The organism is Aurantivibrio plasticivorans (genome assembly GCF_055392955.1).
On record NZ_AP036020.1, the window covers coordinates 88,413 to 107,439 of the forward strand.

At 44.8% G+C, this 19,027-nt stretch carries 15 protein-coding genes; 2 read left to right on the top strand and 13 right to left on the bottom strand.

The window, feature by feature from the left end; translation table 11 throughout:
- Positions 1-265 precede the first annotated feature (265 nt).
- Positions 266-2,128, top strand: a complete 1,863-nt coding sequence (locus ACZ5NB_RS00390; protein WP_460230802.1) for a sensor domain-containing diguanylate cyclase — start codon at positions 266-268, stop codon at positions 2,126-2,128.
- A gap of 161 nt (positions 2,129-2,289) precedes the next feature.
- On the top strand, positions 2,290-3,711 hold the full coding sequence (locus ACZ5NB_RS00395; protein ID WP_460230804.1) for a hypothetical protein: 1,422 nt from the start codon (positions 2,290-2,292) through the stop codon (positions 3,709-3,711).
- Between the two features lie 28 nt (positions 3,712-3,739).
- On the opposite strand, the gene ACZ5NB_RS00400 is transcribed toward ACZ5NB_RS00395, so the two are convergent.
- The 13 genes from ACZ5NB_RS00400 to ACZ5NB_RS00460 form a co-directional block, all read right to left on the bottom strand.
- Positions 3,740-6,601 carry a bifunctional diguanylate cyclase/phosphodiesterase gene (locus ACZ5NB_RS00400; protein WP_460230805.1) on the bottom strand — a complete coding sequence of 954 codons (2,862 nt, stop codon included), beginning with the start codon at positions 6,599-6,601 and terminating at the stop codon, positions 3,740-3,742.
- A gap of 18 nt (positions 6,602-6,619) precedes the next feature.
- Positions 6,620-7,867, bottom strand: a complete 1,248-nt coding sequence (locus tag ACZ5NB_RS00405; RefSeq protein ID WP_460230807.1) for a hypothetical protein — start codon at positions 7,865-7,867, stop codon at positions 6,620-6,622.
- Positions 7,864-8,310, bottom strand: coding sequence for a hypothetical protein (locus ACZ5NB_RS00410; protein ID WP_460230809.1), 447 nt, complete (start codon positions 8,308-8,310; stop codon positions 7,864-7,866). Before ACZ5NB_RS00410 ends, ACZ5NB_RS00405 begins: the two co-directional genes overlap by 4 nt.
- Positions 8,311-8,577: 267 nt before the next feature.
- Positions 8,578-9,441 (bottom strand): phosphate ABC transporter ATP-binding protein, encoded by an 864-nt coding sequence (locus ACZ5NB_RS00415; protein ID WP_460230811.1) that lies wholly within the window; start codon positions 9,439-9,441, stop codon positions 8,578-8,580.
- Positions 9,442-9,451: 10 nt separating this feature from the next.
- Positions 9,452-10,342: a phosphate ABC transporter permease PstA gene (pstA, locus tag ACZ5NB_RS00420; protein ID WP_460230813.1), complete on the bottom strand. Its 891-nt coding sequence runs from the start codon at positions 10,340-10,342 to the stop codon at positions 9,452-9,454.
- Entirely contained in the window at positions 10,339-11,214 is an 876-nt protein-coding gene (gene pstC, locus ACZ5NB_RS00425) for a phosphate ABC transporter permease subunit PstC (RefSeq protein ID WP_460230814.1), read from the bottom strand. Before pstC ends, pstA begins: the two co-directional genes overlap by 4 nt.
- A gap of 24 nt (positions 11,215-11,238) precedes the next feature.
- Positions 11,239-12,078 (bottom strand): phosphate ABC transporter substrate-binding protein, encoded by an 840-nt coding sequence (locus tag ACZ5NB_RS00430; protein ID WP_460230815.1) that lies wholly within the window; start codon positions 12,076-12,078, stop codon positions 11,239-11,241.
- Between the two features lie 5 nt (positions 12,079-12,083).
- Entirely contained in the window at positions 12,084-12,890 is an 807-nt protein-coding gene (locus ACZ5NB_RS00435) for a DUF547 domain-containing protein (protein WP_460230817.1), read from the bottom strand.
- Positions 12,823-15,072 carry an FAD-dependent oxidoreductase gene (locus tag ACZ5NB_RS00440; protein ID WP_460230818.1) on the bottom strand — a complete coding sequence of 750 codons (2,250 nt, stop codon included), beginning with the start codon at positions 15,070-15,072 and terminating at the stop codon, positions 12,823-12,825. Before ACZ5NB_RS00440 ends, ACZ5NB_RS00435 begins: the two co-directional genes overlap by 68 nt.
- A gap of 152 nt (positions 15,073-15,224) precedes the next feature.
- Positions 15,225-16,631 (bottom strand): hypothetical protein, encoded by a 1,407-nt coding sequence (locus ACZ5NB_RS00445; RefSeq protein WP_460230820.1) that lies wholly within the window; start codon positions 16,629-16,631, stop codon positions 15,225-15,227.
- Positions 16,632-16,914: 283 nt separating this feature from the next.
- On the bottom strand, positions 16,915-17,760 hold the full coding sequence (locus tag ACZ5NB_RS00450) for a hypothetical protein (RefSeq protein ID WP_460230822.1): 846 nt from the start codon (positions 17,758-17,760) through the stop codon (positions 16,915-16,917).
- 23 nt (positions 17,761-17,783) lie between these two features.
- Entirely contained in the window at positions 17,784-18,077 is a 294-nt protein-coding gene (locus ACZ5NB_RS00455; protein ID WP_460230824.1) for a hypothetical protein, read from the bottom strand.
- A complete protein-coding gene (locus ACZ5NB_RS00460; protein WP_460230826.1) occupies positions 18,074-18,925 on the bottom strand; it encodes a glycosyltransferase family 2 protein in 852 nt (283 codons plus the stop codon). Before ACZ5NB_RS00460 ends, ACZ5NB_RS00455 begins: the two co-directional genes overlap by 4 nt.
- Between the last annotated feature and the right edge of the window lie 102 nt (positions 18,926-19,027).

Here is a 19,027-nt window from a genome sequence, read left to right on the forward strand (position 1 = left end):
AAGTCCGTTACATTGCCGTTTGGGGTCAACGAATCTCAGTGCCTAGGTAAAGAGATTAAGCGGCCCAGATAAGGGCTAGATGATCCAATAGGGTGATGATCTTCGGCTAAACTTTATTAAACCAGCCGAGCCATGAGGCCGCTATAAATGATTCACGAACGTAATTGCGACTGAGAGCAGTGAAGATAATTGATCTAAGCCATAGTAACTCGTGCCCTTTTGCTATCCCTCTGAGCTGATCGACAAATAGGCGCGTTACTTAACAATGAAAAATATTTTTCCCAATGATCCGCAAGAGGAAGGACACCCTTTTCAGTGGAATACGCTTATCGATTTGGTTGGATTTATAGCGGACGGCGCTTGGGAAACCGACAGAAATGGTGTGCTCACCCGTCTAGAAGGCGACAGTCTGAATACTCTCTGGGGTCCCATCCTGGATGACTACATTGGCTTACCGTTCGACGAATTGAGCGTTCAACCGCTTGTCGTGAACGACCCCGAAAAAAGTCTTATCGAGACATTAAATAGTGGAGGTCGGTCGCCATGGTGTGATTGCGTTGTCACCGACAAAAGTGGTGCCCCAAAATATTTACGCGTTGCGATGTCGGATATTCGAAATGATGCTGACGAGTGCACCGGCTATCGGGGTTTGATCATCATAGTGCCTTCAGTCACCAATGCACAACAAGATCGATTTCGATTTCGAGAAATAGCCGACGAATCTCCAGACTGTATTTTCTTATCAAACACCCAAAACTTTAAGTTTGAATACGTAAACAATCGTGTAGTGGAGTTGAGTGGAATACCGCGTGAACAGCTACTGCATATGTATGGTCATCAATTAACTGGTCGAACTTTCGAAGATACCATCGATATCTTTGCCAAAACAATTGAAGCAGGAAAGAAGGGGTACACAGAACCGATTCATTTTGCGACAAGTGTTGATGGTAAAAAACGAGGTTGGTTTGAGCCGAGTCACCGCGTAATGGAAATGGATGGAGCGCAATATATTGTTACGATATCCCGCGAAGTGACGCCGCTAATTTTAGCGGAAAAATCATTAGAGCGAGCAAAACGAATATATTCTGCTTTAAGCGCTACGATTAGTACTGTCATGCGCGCTGTAGACGAGAGAACCCTATTTGATGGCGTGTGTGAGGCGCTTGTCGATCACGGGCGATTGGATTCCGTGTCTATTATGCTAGAAAATGAAAACCAAGAAACGCTAAATACCGTTGCGGCTTCTGGAGGCTTTCGCGACGAAGTTCTAAGTATGAGCGTATCAACTTCTATCAATCAACCGGGTGGGTTAGGGCTGAACGCATTAGCATATAGATCAAAGAAAAATTGTGTGAGCAATGACTTTTTGCATGATTCACGAGCGAAAGTGTGGAAGGAGCATGCTGAAAAACTGGACCTTCGATCAGGAGCAGCCATACCACTCATAAAAAATGCGAAGTGCATTGGGACGCTTTTTTTAAGTGCCCACGAACGTCGAGTGTTTGATAAAGAAGTGGTATCTCTACTAGAAAATGTTGCTGAAAACTTAGTCTATGGTATTGAAACACTTGCTCAACGTAGAGAAAAAACCAAAGTGGAAGCACGTGTACAACATCTAGCGACTCACGATGAATTAACGGGCTTGCCCAACAGAGGCTTATTTAGTGAGCTGCTAGAACAAGCTATTGCCAGTGCTAAACGAAAAAAATTGGCTTTCGCTGTCATGTTTATTGACCTTGATGGTTTTAAGCGTATCAATGATTTCCTTGGCCACGCTGCGGGGGATAAGCTACTACAAATAGTGTCGGCGCGAATGAAGTCGACCCTTCGCGAAAGTGATGTGGTTGCGAGATTGGGTGGAGATGAGTTTGTGATTTTGCTCAACGATGCTTACGACACTCAAGCTATTGATATCGTAGCAAACAAGATTCTAGAGGTTTCGCGTCAACCAGTAGAGGTTCTCGGTCAGGAGTGTCAGGTCAGTGCGAGTATGGGTATTGCTCGATATCCGCTGAATGGAAAAAATAAAATCGACCTTATGAAAAACGCCGATGCGGCGATGTACCTGTCTAAGGCCAAAGGGAAAAATACGTTTGAGTATTTTATATCGTCAGATCAACGTTTCTGATAGTGACTGATTAATTTGCAAACAAGCCCTAATGATCAAATCTAATCTGCCTTACCGTGTAGTCGCCAAAGGCGCGCGTTCACCATGTAGTCGTTGTGAACATTGTAGGGGTGCAGTAGCATCCGCGACGCTTATCTCCATATGAAATATAAGGGCAAATCATGGGCAGTAGTATCAAAAGGGCAGCATTCACGCTGCTATTTACATCAATAGGAACACATGCGGCAACACCGGCTGACATTGAAGAACGGTTAGACCAGCTTGCCAAGCAAAATGAGTCGTTAAAAGAACGGGTAGCACAACTGGAAGAAGCTGGACCGTCACCAGCGGATAAAAAGCCTGCTAAAAGCGAACAAGGTATCGTCCACACTAATCATAGCTATAGCTACGACATTCTAGACCCCACAACAAACATAACGCGAAGACAAGAATTGATTCTTAGTCAGAAGAAAGAGAGCGGCATCGGTTCCAATGCGCTATATCTTTCAGGTGCTGTAACGCCTATTGCGGATTACCAAAAAAGTAATACGGAGAGTAAATTTGGATACTTAATGCGTCATCCCACAGAAAACAACCAACGGACTAAAACAGTATCTGAGGCTGTCATTCACTCCGCACAGATCGCTTTAACAGCAACGGTTGGTGATTGGGTTACAACTTACGTTGAAATACTCTACGATCCTCAGCAAAGTTTTGGCTCTGGTACCTTGACTGACTTAAACCGCAACCAAGTGCAAGTGCGCCGCGGCTATGTGCTGTTGGGTGACCTTGAGGCGACGCCTGTCTATGCATCATTAGGTAAAATGGATGTGCCATTTGGCTTAATGGATACCGTAAATCCATTTACTGCATCAACAGTTTGGCACGCGTTCGGCGGCCTAGCATACGGCCTAAATACGGGTATAAAAACAGATAGCTTCTCGTTGCGGTTAATGGGTATACAAGGTGGAGCACAATTTCGTGCTGCCAACGTACCTGTCGACAACAGCAATGTGCCTAGCAAACTAAATAACTACGCAGCAGATATCAGCTATACGTTTCCATTGGGAGAATCTAGCCACTGGTTAATAGGTAGCTCGTACATCAAAGGCAGCCCCTATTGCCAAGGGTTTCCTGTCGTTCACTTTGAAGCCTGTGAAGAAGAGAATGGCGCTTATGATATTTACACTCAGCTACATATTGGAAATTGGGAAGTACAAGGGGAATACGCTAAAACACAAGACGAATGGCCGGGTACCTTTAACCCAACTATCCCAGAGTTCGATGCCTCGAAAGTCACCAGTTGGGACTTAGGCACACGTTATACGACAGCATTAGGTGGTAAAAAATCGCAATTCTCGCTGGAATTTAGTCGTTTTGTCGCAGGTCCAGATGGCGCGGAATGGGAAAAGCAAGATCAGTGGGTGTTGGGGTTTGCAAGTTTCGTTACGCCCAGCGCAAAACTTTTTGTCGAAGCAATTCGAACCGAAGGGTATGCGCCCCTGAACTTTATAAGTGGTGGAAACCTAGGACCTGGTGCAACACATAGTGTGGCCGATGCGCACTCGAACATACTAATGATAGGCGCTAATGTAGCGTACTAGCACCGAGGCAAGGTTAACTTCGTGGCGGCTATCGGTCGCCTAGCAGTCGCTGAGGGCCGCTTGAGTGGCTCTCAAGCGCTAAAGAATCAAGTGGCATTGGTTTGCCAATAAAATAGCCTTGTCCATGCGACACTCCCAATTCTGTCAAAAGATCCAGTGTTTCCTTATCTTCCACAAACTCCGCAACAGTTTTCATTCCAAACGCGGTGATCATCGCTGCCATACTGCGTACAAACACTTGATCATCAGGGTTCTTTAGCAAACTTCGAATGTAGGATCCATCGAGTTTTACGTAATCGAGCGGCATTAATTTTAAGTATGTGAATGACGAAAAGCCTACACCAAAATCATCGAGTGAGATCTTAATGCCAAAATTAGAAATGTGTTTTAGATTGGTTAGTACCTGACCAAAATTTTCAATATACGCAGTTTCTGTTAACTCTATAACTACTTGATCTGGTGAGACACAATTCTGCTCCACTTGGTCGCACAGCTGCGTAGGAAAGTCAGGGTGCTGCAAGGTTGGCGCTGAAATATTGATAGCAAAGCGAGTATATAATTGATTGGAGTTTAAGTTACTCAGTATTTTTAGCGCGTTTTCCAAAACCCAGTTGTCTATTTGCCTTATCTCACCACTTTTTTCAGCAAGCGGAATAAACATACCGGGAGAAATGTTTTCGCCGAACTCGTCTGTCATGCGAATAAGCACTTCATGGTGAGAAATAGATTCAGAATCTATTTCCAATATGGGTTGAAAGACTAGAGAGAAAGAATGATTACGTAGTGCATTTTTAATCGAAAGAATAACTTTATTTTCATTTCTAATTTGAGCAACTTGTGCATCGTTTATGTCGAAAATATGCCATTGAGAGCGGCCCTTCTTCTTGGCGTGATACATCGCCATGTCGGCGTGTACGATCAGTGTCTGCGCGTCTTCGCCATGTTCTGGAAATATTGAAGCTCCAACACTGGCGGAAAATTTCACTGTTCTGCCATCATTGGTTTGGATACTGCCTTTTAGTTCTTGGCAAAGCTTTTGAAGGAAGCTTTTCAACTGCTCCTTCGTCATTTCGTTAAGAAGCAAGGTAAACTCATCCCCTGCATATCGGCAGACTACGTCGGAAGATCGGGTAAACTTTCGAAGTTTGTTAGCAATGTTGATAAGCACCTGGTCACCGAAATTGTGACCATAGATATCATTGATCTGCTTAAAGCGATTCACGTCGATAAACACTAAAACGCCCGGTGTGTTTGACGCAAGCATGTCTGTGAATACATTAGTAAACCAACGTCTATTTCCAATATTCGTCAAACTATCGTGATGAGCCATCCAGCGTAAATCATTTTCAGCATTCTTTTGTAGCGTGTGATCCATGCCGATGGACAATATGACGGTATCGCCGTTTTCGCTCTCGACTAATGCGTGAGTCCAGTTGATAACCAGCGGTTTTCCATCGCTACTAAGAAACTGTGTTTCTTGTTGGAATAAATCGATCTCCCTGTTTTTTAATTTGAGAGCTTCCTGGCGGAATGATATTTCTTCACCTTCAATGGAAAACAGTGAATCAAAGTTGTCAGGCGACTTTCCGTATACCGCTTCAAATCGCGCATTACTAGTGTGGATTGTTCCGTCAAAACCTTGTGTAATGATAAAAATCTGAGAGCTATCAAAAAGCCGTTTAAGGAAAGAGCGGGATCGCGTAAGCTCATCAATTTTCCCGTTAAGTGATTCGTTTTTTAAGTCTATTTGATGATGAAGCTCTTTTAGCTCTTCTGTGACGTAAATAGTGCTTTTTTCAAGGGTCGTTAATTCATCAGATATGTAAGAAGGTTTAGTCTTAACTTTTTGCAATACGGCAGAAAATTCCTGGGATGGTAGTAATCGCAAAGACTCTGCAATTATACGAATTTTCCTAAGTGGTCCATTAAGCAATAGAAGCAGCAACACCTCGGCGGCGATTAACCCAAAAAAGCCTGTGATAACCCCCCGCTCTATATTCGACACCATCAAATTATAATTCGCTGTGGTGTCTGATAGGAAGATTAGCATCGGGTGTATACCGCGAAAGCTCACCCTATCAAGCGGTAAAAGTTTGATGAGGTATTTTTGATCATCGGTATAAGTAAACAGTGTATTTAAGCGGTTCTCGTTAAGTCGGTTAAATTTGGAATATTGCATCAGTACAGGAAAGAGATTGCGGAAATCGCTTATAGCCCATATGTCTGCTTGCCATTCCGTTAAGTGACGTGAGGCATTGGTAGATTGTTGACCGGGTTCACTGCTTAAAAGAATGGCAAGGCCCGTACTAGAAAAGCTATAAAATACTCGCAGTAGATCAGCCATATTCTGAGCGATAACCACGAAGCCAGATTCGCCCGCTGAGTTAATAAAAGGCTCTATAACGACGAGAATGCAACTTGTTTGGCAGTAGACAAAGCTCTGTGGAGAGCCCGTTGATGTGCTTGTGTCTATTGCTTTGGTGATTTCAACAGAAAACTGGGTATCACCACTAACCTTAGGACTGCCTACCGAGGCTAGTTTACGATTTTGATTGTTGTAAATGGCTAGGTAATCTAATCCCAAGTTAATGCTGTAGGACAGCCATGCTTCGTCGAGAGAATTTTGTAGGTGGCCGGGGTGAGCCGATGAGTCTAAAGAGGAGGAAACGGTTTGATTGGTCGAAATGAGCTGTGAAAATTGCGACAGCTTTAAATAGGCGTCGTTAATAAGCTCTAAAAGTAGCGTGTGTTGGTTGATATAGGACTTATCAAGCTCACTATTAAAACTATCTAGCTGCTTGTTAACTGTTTGCCATGTGAGGACAACAGTTATCGAAACTAACGCAAGACTTAGAAAAACGACGGCTTTCCATCTAAGACTGATAAACATTGTAATAGGCGTCGTTATCTAAAAGTGATAGGACATCTGCAAGATGAATAGTTGCCATCTTTTTTCCAGAGAGGAGTAATCGATGTCATCGGTTCCGGCAATAAACGCCGCGCCCTCGTTATTACTGAATTCGCCTGTAATTGACCAATCAGGAGTTAAATAATACCTTGCACCTAGCGTAAACGCTTTTGCGTACTGGGTTAGCGCGTTGCCGCCTGTGCGCTGAGCAAAACCTATACCGTCTTTGTCGTCTACGTTATTGAATAATTCTTCATAGCGCCCATAAAGGCTCCAGCGCTGGGAGGCGAACCATTCAGATTGCAAGTAGTATCCCCTCAACTTTGCCTGACGATCATTTTCGGGAATATGTAACACCTCAATATCGGTAGTGTTAATGTCTATGTTTAGTAGCTCGCCCGTAAATAGCCACTGATTCCAGCTATATTGCGCCGAAAACAAATTCATTTCGGCGTCGATATTAAAGCCCGTGACATAGTTGGTGAATTGTGTTGGGTCGCCAAGTAATACCATAAAGCCTGCGAATTGCTCGAGAGGCGTAAAAGTTGCGGCGTCTTGTAGCGCCATTTCTGCGTTGTACCAGGTAAATCCTAGAGTAAGATCTCTGACGGCGGTTGGTACGAATTCAATTTTGAAGCCCTCGACATCAACATCTTTGAATTCCCCAACAATATCTTTCTGGAACACTTGATATTCAACCGTGGTAGTTTCGATAGTGGTTGAACCTAGCGATAGATCAATATTCAAGTCACCTAGGTTTGAGGTATTACTTAAATATACTGTGCCACCATCAATCCTTTGCAATGCCTCACGGAAGCTTTCGAAATACACTGAGCGAGGTACAAACACGCCGGGTCTAGCGTGAGGTACATCTCGTGTGGCGTTGTACAGCCCGTAAGGGTTTTTAACGCGGCCGAGCCGAACGCCACTAGAAAGGTGTTCGCTTAGCCAAAAGTTATAGTCGACGAGCAAGAAATCGATTTCCGGGCTTGAGCTATTAAAGCTCCCCGCTTTTCTTGAAAGTGCCTGGCCAGCGAGGCGAATTTCTTTTGTTAAATTCCAATTTGCTGTAAGCCCTATTTCACGTAAATTGAAATTATTGTCAGGCTCGTCATCGTAGAAGGGGTTATCGTTAGAAATAATAGCCGCTTGGCTAACGAAACCATTGAAGGTGGGTTTATCGGACCACGCCCCGGTACTAAGCGCTAAACCAATGAACAATGTCGACAATTGCAGTGATCTATTCATTGGGCGACCTCATACATGCGTTGGTCGACTGCTCCCAAGAATTTGCTATCAATATAGCCAATCGAGCCGGGTGTACTTCTAACTTTTTCAATCATTTCTTCTGGAGAGCTGACTTCTTCCGGTGTAGACCCGGTGCCACTGAATACCAGCCTATGCCATAACCTATCAAGCTGATAGGGTTGCATTAGGAGTAGGCCCTTCACAAATTCTTTATGCGTACCGCTGTCTTTTGGAAGTGTGAATACCTTGATGCTGGAGCGGTCAGACCACACGCGTTTTTGCATCGCATAAATGCGAACCAGCGATGTGGTTGAAAAGTCTTCTGATGCTAGCTGAGGGTGATGAATCACAACAGGCGACGCACAGGCAGGGGCGAGCGGCGAAAGCCAGGCCATTGCACAGGCAAAGAAAAGGCTAAAAAGCTTTTTATTGCGTCTTTCCATATCGTTTCGGGCACTTAGCAAAAGGGGCAGACTACCGTTGTAATCTAGCCTACTGTACTTAGTGTAGGTGAGAGCGCCATAAAAACTAGGAAAGAGATTGAAAAAATATACATAGCCTGGGTGGGCTTTGATACCGATCAATTTATAACAATGCTAGCAGGGTGGACGGGGTAAAGGGAGGCTGAAGGACCTAGGTTCATGTTATGCGCTGAGTTCATCGTCGCACAATTAATAGTCTTTGTGACACGATTTAAAAATAGCCGCCGATCATCCCTGTTTGCCAGTGATATAGGCCGCGGTTAGTGCGTGCTTTGGTTGCTCGAATAAATGTTGGCTATGGCCAAACTCAATCAGTTTGCCCACTCGTTCAGTCATCCAAAAAAACGCCGCATAGTTCGCTACACGTCGCGCTTGTGCAAGGTTGTGAGTCACAATAACCACTGTATAACTACCCGCTAGACGTTGAATCAAATCTTCTACAACTGCAGATGCTACTGGGTCAAGCGCGCTACAAGGTTCATCCATTAACAATACCTCCGGCTCTAAAACGATCGCACGCGCAATACAAAGTCGCTGTTGTTGACCGCCGGATAGCTGTAGTGCAGAGCTATCGAGCCGATCTTTTACCTCATTCCAAAGGCCTACGTCAGACAATGCTTTTTCGATCTTTTCTGCTCTTGTTTTCGCGTTGCGAATACCATGCTCCTTCAAAGGAAGGTCTAAGTTACGTCGAATCGATAGTGGAAAGGGATTGGGGCGTTGGAAAATCATACCAATACGACGTCGTAGTTGTAGTGTATCGATAGTATCTTTGACTAAGTCGCTTTCATCGAGCTTCATGCTGCCTGTAACGGTCGCGTTGTAGTTGTTGTCAATGAGCTTATTGAGAGTCGAAAGAAACGTTGTCTTCCCACAACCGGAAGGCCCAATCAACGCGGTAATACACCCTTTGTAAATATTTAGAGATACGTCTGACAACACTGGTACTGAATGGTAGGACACGCTTAAGTTTTCAATAGCCAAATGAGGTGTTGGTTCGCAACATTGTGTCCCCTGTTCTAGTTCGCCTAGTGTAAATGTAGGTTGACTGTAGGTTGATTTGGTTAGACTTTGCGTTTCTAATTCAGTCATGGGTTCAGTACTATTGGTGAGTTGATGTTGTGCTACGAATTATTCTGGTGTTGGCGAAAAACCATCGATCGAGCATGGCTTGTACCACAACATTAATAATCAATATCATTAAAATAAGTACCAATGCGGAAGCATAAGCATTCGCGTCACCACCGGTGACATTCATTGATAAATCATAAATATGTACTGCCAGTGCTCGGCCTGAATCTAATAAAGAGTCTGGCGATCGATCGACATAACCACTAGTAAAAATGAGTGCGGCTGTCTCCGCGGTAGCCCTACCCATACTTAAAATTAAACCGGCAAGAATGGCGGGTTTTGTGGTGGGTAGCAAAATATGAAAAATAGTGGTGACTCTCGACATACCAAGCGCAAGCGCACCGTCGCGCCAATGACGATCCACCGCGCGCAAACCCGACTCACAAGTGCGAATAAATACGGGCAGAATCATACAAGCAAGGGTTAAACCGCCTGATAAGATAGAAAAGCCCAGCCCGAGGTACACGGAAAAGAACGCGTTACCAAATAATCCATAAACGATCGATGGGATACCTGCTAGCACATCGAGAGTAGATCCTACGAATCCCGTGAGTGGTTGCTGATATTTTCCAAATGATGAAGTGAGTTCGGCGAGCCAGATCGCGACGCTTAAACCAATAGGCACCGCAGTAATGAGCGCCACTGCGAGGATGAGCATTGTCGAGGTTAAGATCGGAGCAATACCACCGGCGCGTCCAGAGCTTCGTGGTTCTTCAACTAAAAAGTCCCAAGAAAGGTGAGAGAAGCCTTTTATGAAGACATCACCTAATAGCCAAGCGATCACTAAGATCATTAAAAGGCTGACGCAGTAAATCGAATATCTAAATAGATAGTCAGCGAAGTCGAATCGCGTAGTGTTCATTGCGTGCGCCCGTCCAGTGATCTAAATCTTGTGGAAAGCATTGCGAGTGCCCAAACGACTAACGTTAATAATAGGCCGGAGAAAAATAGACTTGCTCGATGATCCTCCATTGCATAGGCCATCTCCAACGCGATATTTGCCGTAAGTGCTCGGACGGGTTCCAATAACCCTGATGGGTTTTGTACGACATTACCGGCAACCATGAGGACTACCATCGTTTCACCCAGAGCACGCGCTATAGCGAGCAACACGCCGCTGATGATACCTGCTTTAGCCGCTGGTAAAGCGATATGCAAAATGACAGATTTTTGGTTGAAGCCGAGTGCTTGAGCACCTTCGAGAAACTGAGGGGGTACAGCACTTAGTGCAGCGGTAGACGTCAGTGTGACGGTGGGTAAAATCATCAGCGACAAAACAAGCACAGCGGTTAGTAGGCTTGTACCGGGTGGTTGAATTGATGCGACTATGGGGACTAATTCGGTTAACCCCCATAAGCCTAAGACCACCGATGGGACACCGGCTAAAATATTCATGAGTAAACGGAAAGTGCTCTTTATGGGGCCTCTTGAATAGAAGGCCAAGAAAATTGCACTCGCAATACCAAATGGCGTTGCGATAAATGTCGCCCCCAATGCAATGGCTAGCGATGCCCAGACCATCGGCATGACGCCAAAACGTTGCTCAAGGGGAAACCAACTATCATCAAAAATAAAGCTTCCAGCGTGGCTACCCCTAAGCACGGGCAGCGATTCATGAAACAAAAACCAAATCACCATGCCTAATAAGCTACAACATATCAGCGAAATCAACCCCAACGCAAAAAAAGCACCGCGATCTAGTCTGTTTATGGATTGATTGATGAGGTAAGCCATAGAATATTTCAATCGGTCTAAACGTTAAGGCGCAACAAAAAATTGCTCTTCGACAAGGTCTTTAACATGAAGCGATTGAGCGAAGCGCAAAAAATCCTGCCCTAATTCACTAGGGTTGGTTGTAGTTACGAAGTTAAGTGGGCGAGACAACGGATAATAGCCTTGCGCGACATTGGCAACGCTCGATTCTACATCGCCCATGGGTAGCAGTTTTATCGGGGTGCCAAAGGTAACTTCAAATTCTGCTGTACCAATCGAAACGTACCCAATAGCGCCTGGGTTAGCGGAAATAGTTTTAATGCCTTGCTGGTTGTCACCGATAATCACATTAGGCTTGATCTGACTATTGGTTAACTCAAAGTGATGTAAAAACAATTCGAGTGTTGAGCGCCCCTCCGCTTTGTTGACAACAGTAATGGCTAAATTGGGGCCGCCAACTTCCTGCCAGTTACGGACTTTGCCTGTATAGATATCAACGATTTCTTGTCCGGTAAGCTTCGCTATTGGGTTGCTGCGATGCAAAATAATACTGATTCCGTCAAGCGCAATAAGATGGGCCGTTAAATCACTTTCGTTGTCTTTAAGCGCTCGAGAAACCATGCCGATATCGGCGAGCCCTGATCTTGCATCATTGATCCCACGCGAAGATCCGCCGGTTTGTACATCAATTCGAACCCCTGGATGTTGTCTTTCATACCTTTTTGCCATCTCCAGTGCTAAGGGTGCCACAGTGCTGGAGCCTGTAATAGTTAAGCGCGAGCCATCTGCTAGCGTATTAGGTGTTTGCAAACCGATGAGTAGTGAAAAACTCGTGACAATCAGGTGTCGAATCCATAATGGAAAATAGGTGTAAGAAATTTTCATAGCAATTAATTGTTTGTCTGATTTAACTTCCAGTTGTAATCAAGAAATTCGATATCCAAGTCTCCGTTTTCTAACGCTTTTGCTTGCTGGGGGCTGAGTTTCAGCGCATCGGCATAGGCCGCCACAAATTCTTCAAGAGAAAAGTAATCAAGCCAGCCTTGTTCAAAATCATCTCGGTACCATTTAAAAATCGAGGACAGCTGAACTTCTCCGCCGGCAATGCGATTACGACTCGTGTCGGCCAAAAAGGCGTGTGTCTGTTCTTCTAGTTGCGCGTCAAGCTGTTGACCGGTGTAGGCCTCTGCGCGCAATGCTGGGCAGCCAATACTCGCACAGTTCACGGCAAAATGAATACGTGGTTCATTATAAGCACCGGAACCGCGAATTAATGAGTGCTCTATGTGATCAAGGCTAACAGTGTCGCCAAATAAAGGAATAAACTCTTTACTCCAAGGAGAGCTTAATAGACCACCTAAGTCGCGGATAGACTCAAGGTCTGGCCAGCGCGTAAGAATTAGTTCAACTGTCCAAGCATTGTAGGTATTGATCAAAAAAGCTAGTTGATCATCTCTACTATACGCGTTGAACTCCTTACGACTAACAGACGAAAGTTTTCTTAAGTATTGCTTTAATTCTGCTCTATGCTTCGCAAATCCAGCGTAGTTCACACCTGTCGATCGGTTATTATCGACAGGTTTTACATGTTGAGCTAACAACGTACTCCAAGGATCGTGACTAATCGATTCAGCCCACACTACTGGTTGAATCATCAAGCTTAGCAGCGTGATGCTGATCAGTTGCAGTTGTTTCATTTGATTTTCCTCGTCTCCAAGAGTGATATTTATTGAGCCAGTTTAAAATTAGTTCTGGCTTATGTTTTTGCTTCCATTGGCCAGCCACATATTTGTTGGCTTCGGCCCAGGTCGGATACGTATGAATCGTGCCGAGAATTTTGTTCAAGCCTAAGCCGTGTTTCATAGCTAAAACAAATTCTGCAAGCAAGTCTCCACCATGTTCTCCGACAATGGTGACACCAAGTATTTTGTCTTTGCCGGGTGGTGTAATGACTTTGACAAAGCCTTTCGCAGCACTGTCGGCAATAGCTCGATCAAGATCATCTAAGCCATAGGTTGTAACCTCGTATGGGATATTTTTTTCTTTCGCTTCTTGCTCGTTCAGGCCAACACGCGCGATCTCGGGTTCAAGAAAGGTTGTCCAAGGAATAACACGATAATCAACTTTGAATTTTTTGAACGTACCAAACAGTGCATTAACTGATGCATACCAGGCTTGATGAGATGCTGTGTGGGTAAATTGATAGGGCCCGGCGACATCGCCACAGGCATAGATGTTGGGATAAAGGGTTTCGAGGTAATCGTTGGTGACAATGGTGCGATTTGTTTCGATACCCAGGCTTTCCAGCCCATAGCCATCGAGTCTCGCAGAGCGGCCTACGGCGCACAGTAAGTAATCGAACGCGATAGCTTTTTCTTTACCTTGATGTTCAACAACAATAAATTTCTCGTTGGTTGTGTTGCCGTGTGTATCGGTTGATGTCGTAACCCCACAGCGCAATGCTTTGTGGCCTGTGAGTAACTCAATACCATCTTTCTCAAGCGACTCTTTCGCAAGCGCTGCTACATCGTCATCTTCACGGATTAAAATGCGCGGTGCCATTTCAATTTGGGTGACTTCTGAACCTAATCGCGCAAAGCTTTGTGCAAGTTCACAACCGATTGGTCCACCACCTAACACGACTAGACGTCGAGGTGGCGCATCTAGCTCACTAAATGTTTCCCACAGCGTGTCGCTCGTAACATATCCGGTGGATTCTATGCCGGGTAGTGGCGGGACAAATGGCCGTGCACCCGTTGCTAACACGATAGAGCGCGCTGTTAGTCGGCTTTTTTGGCCGTTGGCTTTTTCTACTTCAACTGTCCAAGGGTCGATGAGTCGGCCGTAACCCTCAACCACATCAACACCTAAGCCTGTATAGCGCTCGACACTGTCATGGGGCTCAATTGCTTTCACAACATCGTTAATACGTTGCATGACTTTTCGGAAAGAGAATGATGGCTGACTACTATAAAGCCCGTATTGCTCGGCATTGCGCATTTGTTGAGCTACTTTGGCGCTTTTAATGAGTGCTTTACTGGGTACGCAGCCGTAATTAAGGCAGTCTCCACCCATCTTGTTTGATTCGATGAGCGTGACCTTGGCCTTGACTGTTGCTGCGATTAAAGATGCCACCAACCCGCCAGAACCGGCACCAATAACAATCATATTTCGGTCGAAAGACTTGGGCTTTTTGTACTTAGCATATACTCGTTTTTCTTTGATGGTGTTCAATAGTTTTTTAGCAATAAGAGGAAACACGCCAAGCAAAACAAAAGAAAATAGTAAAGCAGGCGAAAGAATGCCGCTTAAACTTTCGAGCTTTCCAAGTTGGGTCCCGGCATTAACGTACACTAAAGTACCGGCAAACATGCCGATTTGACTAACCCAGTAGAAAGTCCAGGTACGTATTGGTGTTAAACCCATTAGCAAATTAATCAAGAAGAAGGGAAACACGGGTACCAAGCGCAATGTGAAAAGATAGAAAGCGCCATCTCGTTTGACGCCTTCATTTATGGTTGCCAAGCGTTCACCAAAACGTTGCTGTACGCCTTGTTGTAGTAGGTAACGTGAAACTAGAAAAGCTAATGTGGCGCCCACAGTGCTGGCAAAGGATACAATCGCCGTACCCAACACTAAACCAAACAAGGCGCCCGCCGCTAGAGTCATGACTGCAGCTCCGGGAAGAGAGAGGGCTGCGACAACAACGTATAAAAGAAAAAAGCCACCAGTGACTAATAGCGGCTGTGCAGCACGCCAGGATTGAAATTCTTCTAAACCATCCTTTAAGCCAGCTAAGGTCAATAGCTGTTGTAAATCAAAGTAAAAAAACCCTGCAACGAGTAGCGCAATTACAAGCACTATAGCCGTTTTCTTCATGAGTAAGCTCCGGTTAAATAGATGCCGAGATAGAATGTAAAGCAGGCTGGAAATACATCATACGGCGACTGTGATACCTCTTACGTATGTACGAATAAAAGTTCGCAAAGGTTTCACGCCAGTATTTAGTAAAAATGCTCGATGTAGGGATACTAATGTTTCGATCGATAGTGGGTGAGTTGCCATTCAACAACGAGAGCAAGTGCAAAAATGCTCACTTGAAATAATGTTATAGCCCAAGGTACAACGAATGATGGTGCGCTATACTCAATCCAACCGATTTCCTGCAGGGTATTGGTATTCCAGTAAGAAACGGTGGCAGTTGGTAAAACAAGGACTAACAATCGTCGTTCGAGAAAGGTTGCAATAGGAAGAACCCACAGCCAATACCAAGGGTTCACAACAGGTGAAAGCAGGAGAAGGGCGATTAAAATAATCAAAATTGGCGGTGTGTCGTAATTAAATTTCGCCATCCATTGATGAGAAAATAGAAACAGTGCCAGTGAGACCAAAAGCGTTGCACAAAAGAAACGAGTAATATCAGCGCTCCCAGATTGTGAAATAACTAACTCAAGAACGCGATATAACAATGGATTAAAACGCCAGTCTTGGCCAAAAACAAACAGTGATTCTAATTCAGACTGGCCGACCGACACCAAGGGAGCATACAGCGCTAATAGCGCGACTATAAAGGCAATAACAAGTTTGACACTCCATTGCCAAGTACAACGGAACCGTTTCATAAAACTCAATTGGCCAAGCGATAAATGGTTTTGAGAAGCGGGAATTAGTAGAAAAGGTATCGCTACGATAGCAGATATCTTTGAGCTACAAGCCAGCGCTAACAATGTGCCAGTTAAAAAAGGCCGGCCGGAGCGCCATGCTAACAATGCGAATAACAATAAACCGCCTAGCAAAATATCAGGATGAGCACTCGCTATGGCCTCTTGCAAAATCATCGGATGAATTGCGTAAGCCAGTAGGAATGATTTGCGAGTCTTTTGTTGGGTAAGCACCGCGAGAATCAACACATCCCATATCGCCAAAAGTACTTGTAATGGCGCTAGATCACCGGGTGAGATCCAATAACTTAAGAGAAACAAGTATTGTAGAACAGGTCCATAAATGGTTTTTAAATCTGGATTATTAATACCTGAAAGAATGTCTTGCCAGCGTTGCGAAAGTCCGTCACCGGGAAAGAAGTCGAAAGGGGCCTTGCTATAAGGGCTGCCGGATATATGCGTTTGAAAACCATCCCAGAGATAGCGAAAATAATCATCCTCTAACAGTGGGTATAAGCAAAGACTGAGAACCCGTAAAGCTATAGCGAAAATAAATAGTTGAGCAGTAGAGATTTGTTGAGCAAAGGGGGTATATAAGACAATGCCAACCGCGAACAGGCCAAATAGGGCATTGAGAGTGATCCCCAAAAACTGTATTGAGTGGGATGCATTTAGCCAACCGCCGAAAAGAAGAGCGGCAAGACTGGAGCCGGTAACGATAAAGAAAACAAAAAAAGCCACTACCCTAGGTTGTGTAGTGGCTGCAAAATAAGACACTAGGGGACTCCGACCAAGTCTAAACTTTCTCTGACATTCAGGAAGTCTCGTTGGTGAGAAACACTAAGTAGGTGTGTTATCTCCGCGATAGAGTGATGCAGTAATATCGAGCCAAATTCCCGAGAGCCTTTACGAGCGCATCTGAAGTGCATTTTTGCGGCGTTAAGCTCCTTGCTGAGGAACAGGGCATTAACTAAGCCGCTTGTTTTACATAAAGGCATTTCAGCTACGCGAAGAAAGCTTCGAGTTGATCGGAGACCCCTTAGGCTCGTGTCTTATGGGACTAAAAAGCCAACGTATAGCTAAGTGTTATCGCATCATCGTTTACCGTGTTACGGCCATCAACAAGGTTGTTATACAACAATGCAAAACCGTGATTTCCAAAGCCGTAACCAACAGAGGCTTTTACAAGGGACCGTTCTTCAGCCACTTCCTGGAAACGGTCGGGAGAAAAACCAGGGCCAGCAATGTCTAAATTAGAATCAAAGGTTTTATCGGAATAACCCAAGCCTAAGCTCCAACCAGGTGCCGGATAAAATAGAGTCGAAATTGCATAGTAAGTGGCTGTCGGAACGTCGTTGTCGCGTTCTTGTACTCCTAACTCTGCAGAGACAGAAAACCAATTAGTAAAGGATTTGCCTAACAAGATAGAAAACTCAGCACCGTTAGCATCTTTACCAACCGCCGCTAAACGCGCGCCATCGTAATCACCATTAATAATGGCACCAAGGCGAAGAGTTGTTGTCGGGAATCCTGGGTTGAAATACTCATCGGTAACACGCCAACTTAAACCAATGGTTGTATCGGTTAAGCCAGAATCCTCGTCTGCATTACCAACCTCGACGTCTCCATAACCGATAGTGGCATCTAAGGCGAGGAAATCATTGATCCCATAGGAAAACGATAGCGTCGTTGATGCGCGTTCGAATTCCGATGCGCCACTGCCAGTAATAAGCTCCACGTCCAACTCTTGATCGCCAATGTAGGCAGAGTCACCGGATTGTAATGAATAGTTGATGCTTGAAGAAAACTGTCCTGGTATGGGCAACCAAGGTGATGTGCCTTCTGCGGTGACGAAGCTTGAGCTGCTAATTAACACGCCAGCTAAAACAATGTGTAAACTTTTCATGATAAATTCCTTTCCTTCCTAAATTACAGTTTAAAGCGGCGTTTTAAAAAAGTAGCTAATGCCTGCGCATCGCTATCACTTAAGCTGACCTTTGGCTCACCATTTAAAATCGCTTTAGCGGAGTCTTTTGTTAATTTTTTTCCACTCAACGGGCAGCTTTTACAGGAAAATTGTGTGGCGTAAACTCGCTTGCCAATTTGGTATGCAACAGCATCACCTGTACGAGCACCAGCAGAAGTATCGGCACCTGACGCGAATGACATAGAGCTGACCGCGAGCAAAGCGACGGTCGCAGTAGTTATGAGCAGAGATTTCATAGTGTTTTCCTTTCCTCAATAGGATGTTGAAATGAAGTGTGAAATAAATTAAATCCGCGCTTATGAGTGATAGGCGGCGGGCACCATGGCAACTTTTTTGAAGCAGGGTATTTTTGATGCATATGAGTAATCATGCCTAAGATGCCGAAGCCTGCTTTAACAACACCAGTCAAAGAGCCGCTAATTTTTGACTCGCCACATACTCTTGCCTGCCATCTAACGGGTAGCTCAACAACACGTTGTTTTAACAGGGCGGCCTTAATTTGCATTTCGACCGTCCAGCCAAACCCGCGGTCTTCCATTTGCATAGCGTCAAAAGCTTCACGCCTGATCGCTCGGTGTGGCCCTAAATCTTCAGTTTTTATACGCCAAAGTAGACGCAGCAACTGACAAACCAGCCAATTTCCGAATTTTTGGGAAATTGACATAGATCCTCGCTCGGGATTTTTTCGAATCCCTACGACTAAATCTGACCCTGCTGCTACGGCGTTTATTAAACGAATTGAGTCTTCTGAATTGGCGGCGCCATCGGCATCGACAAAAACTAATATATCCCCAATCGACGCTTCGCAAGCTGACCAGCATGCAGCGCCATAACCTCGGCGAGGTTCGTGAATAACTTTGGCGCCTGCACTTATTGCTGTGTGTGCAGTGTTGTCGGTCGAGTTGTTATCAGCGACGATAATCTCGAAGCGGCTATCGAAACCCGCCTCAAGTAGTTTTTGATGTAAATCTTTTACCACCAATCCAATAGATTCTTCTTCATTGAGTGCAGGTATTACGACACTAATAAAATGAGGTAGAAGCACATTGCGGGAATGCTGACGATTTCTCATTTGGTTTGGCATGTATTTCCCCAACAGAGGTGGCATGAGGCTAGTTGGCGCACATGGTGATTCCGCTTGTCAGTACATTCCTCCTAAAATAAGCACAAATTAGCCACATCGGGA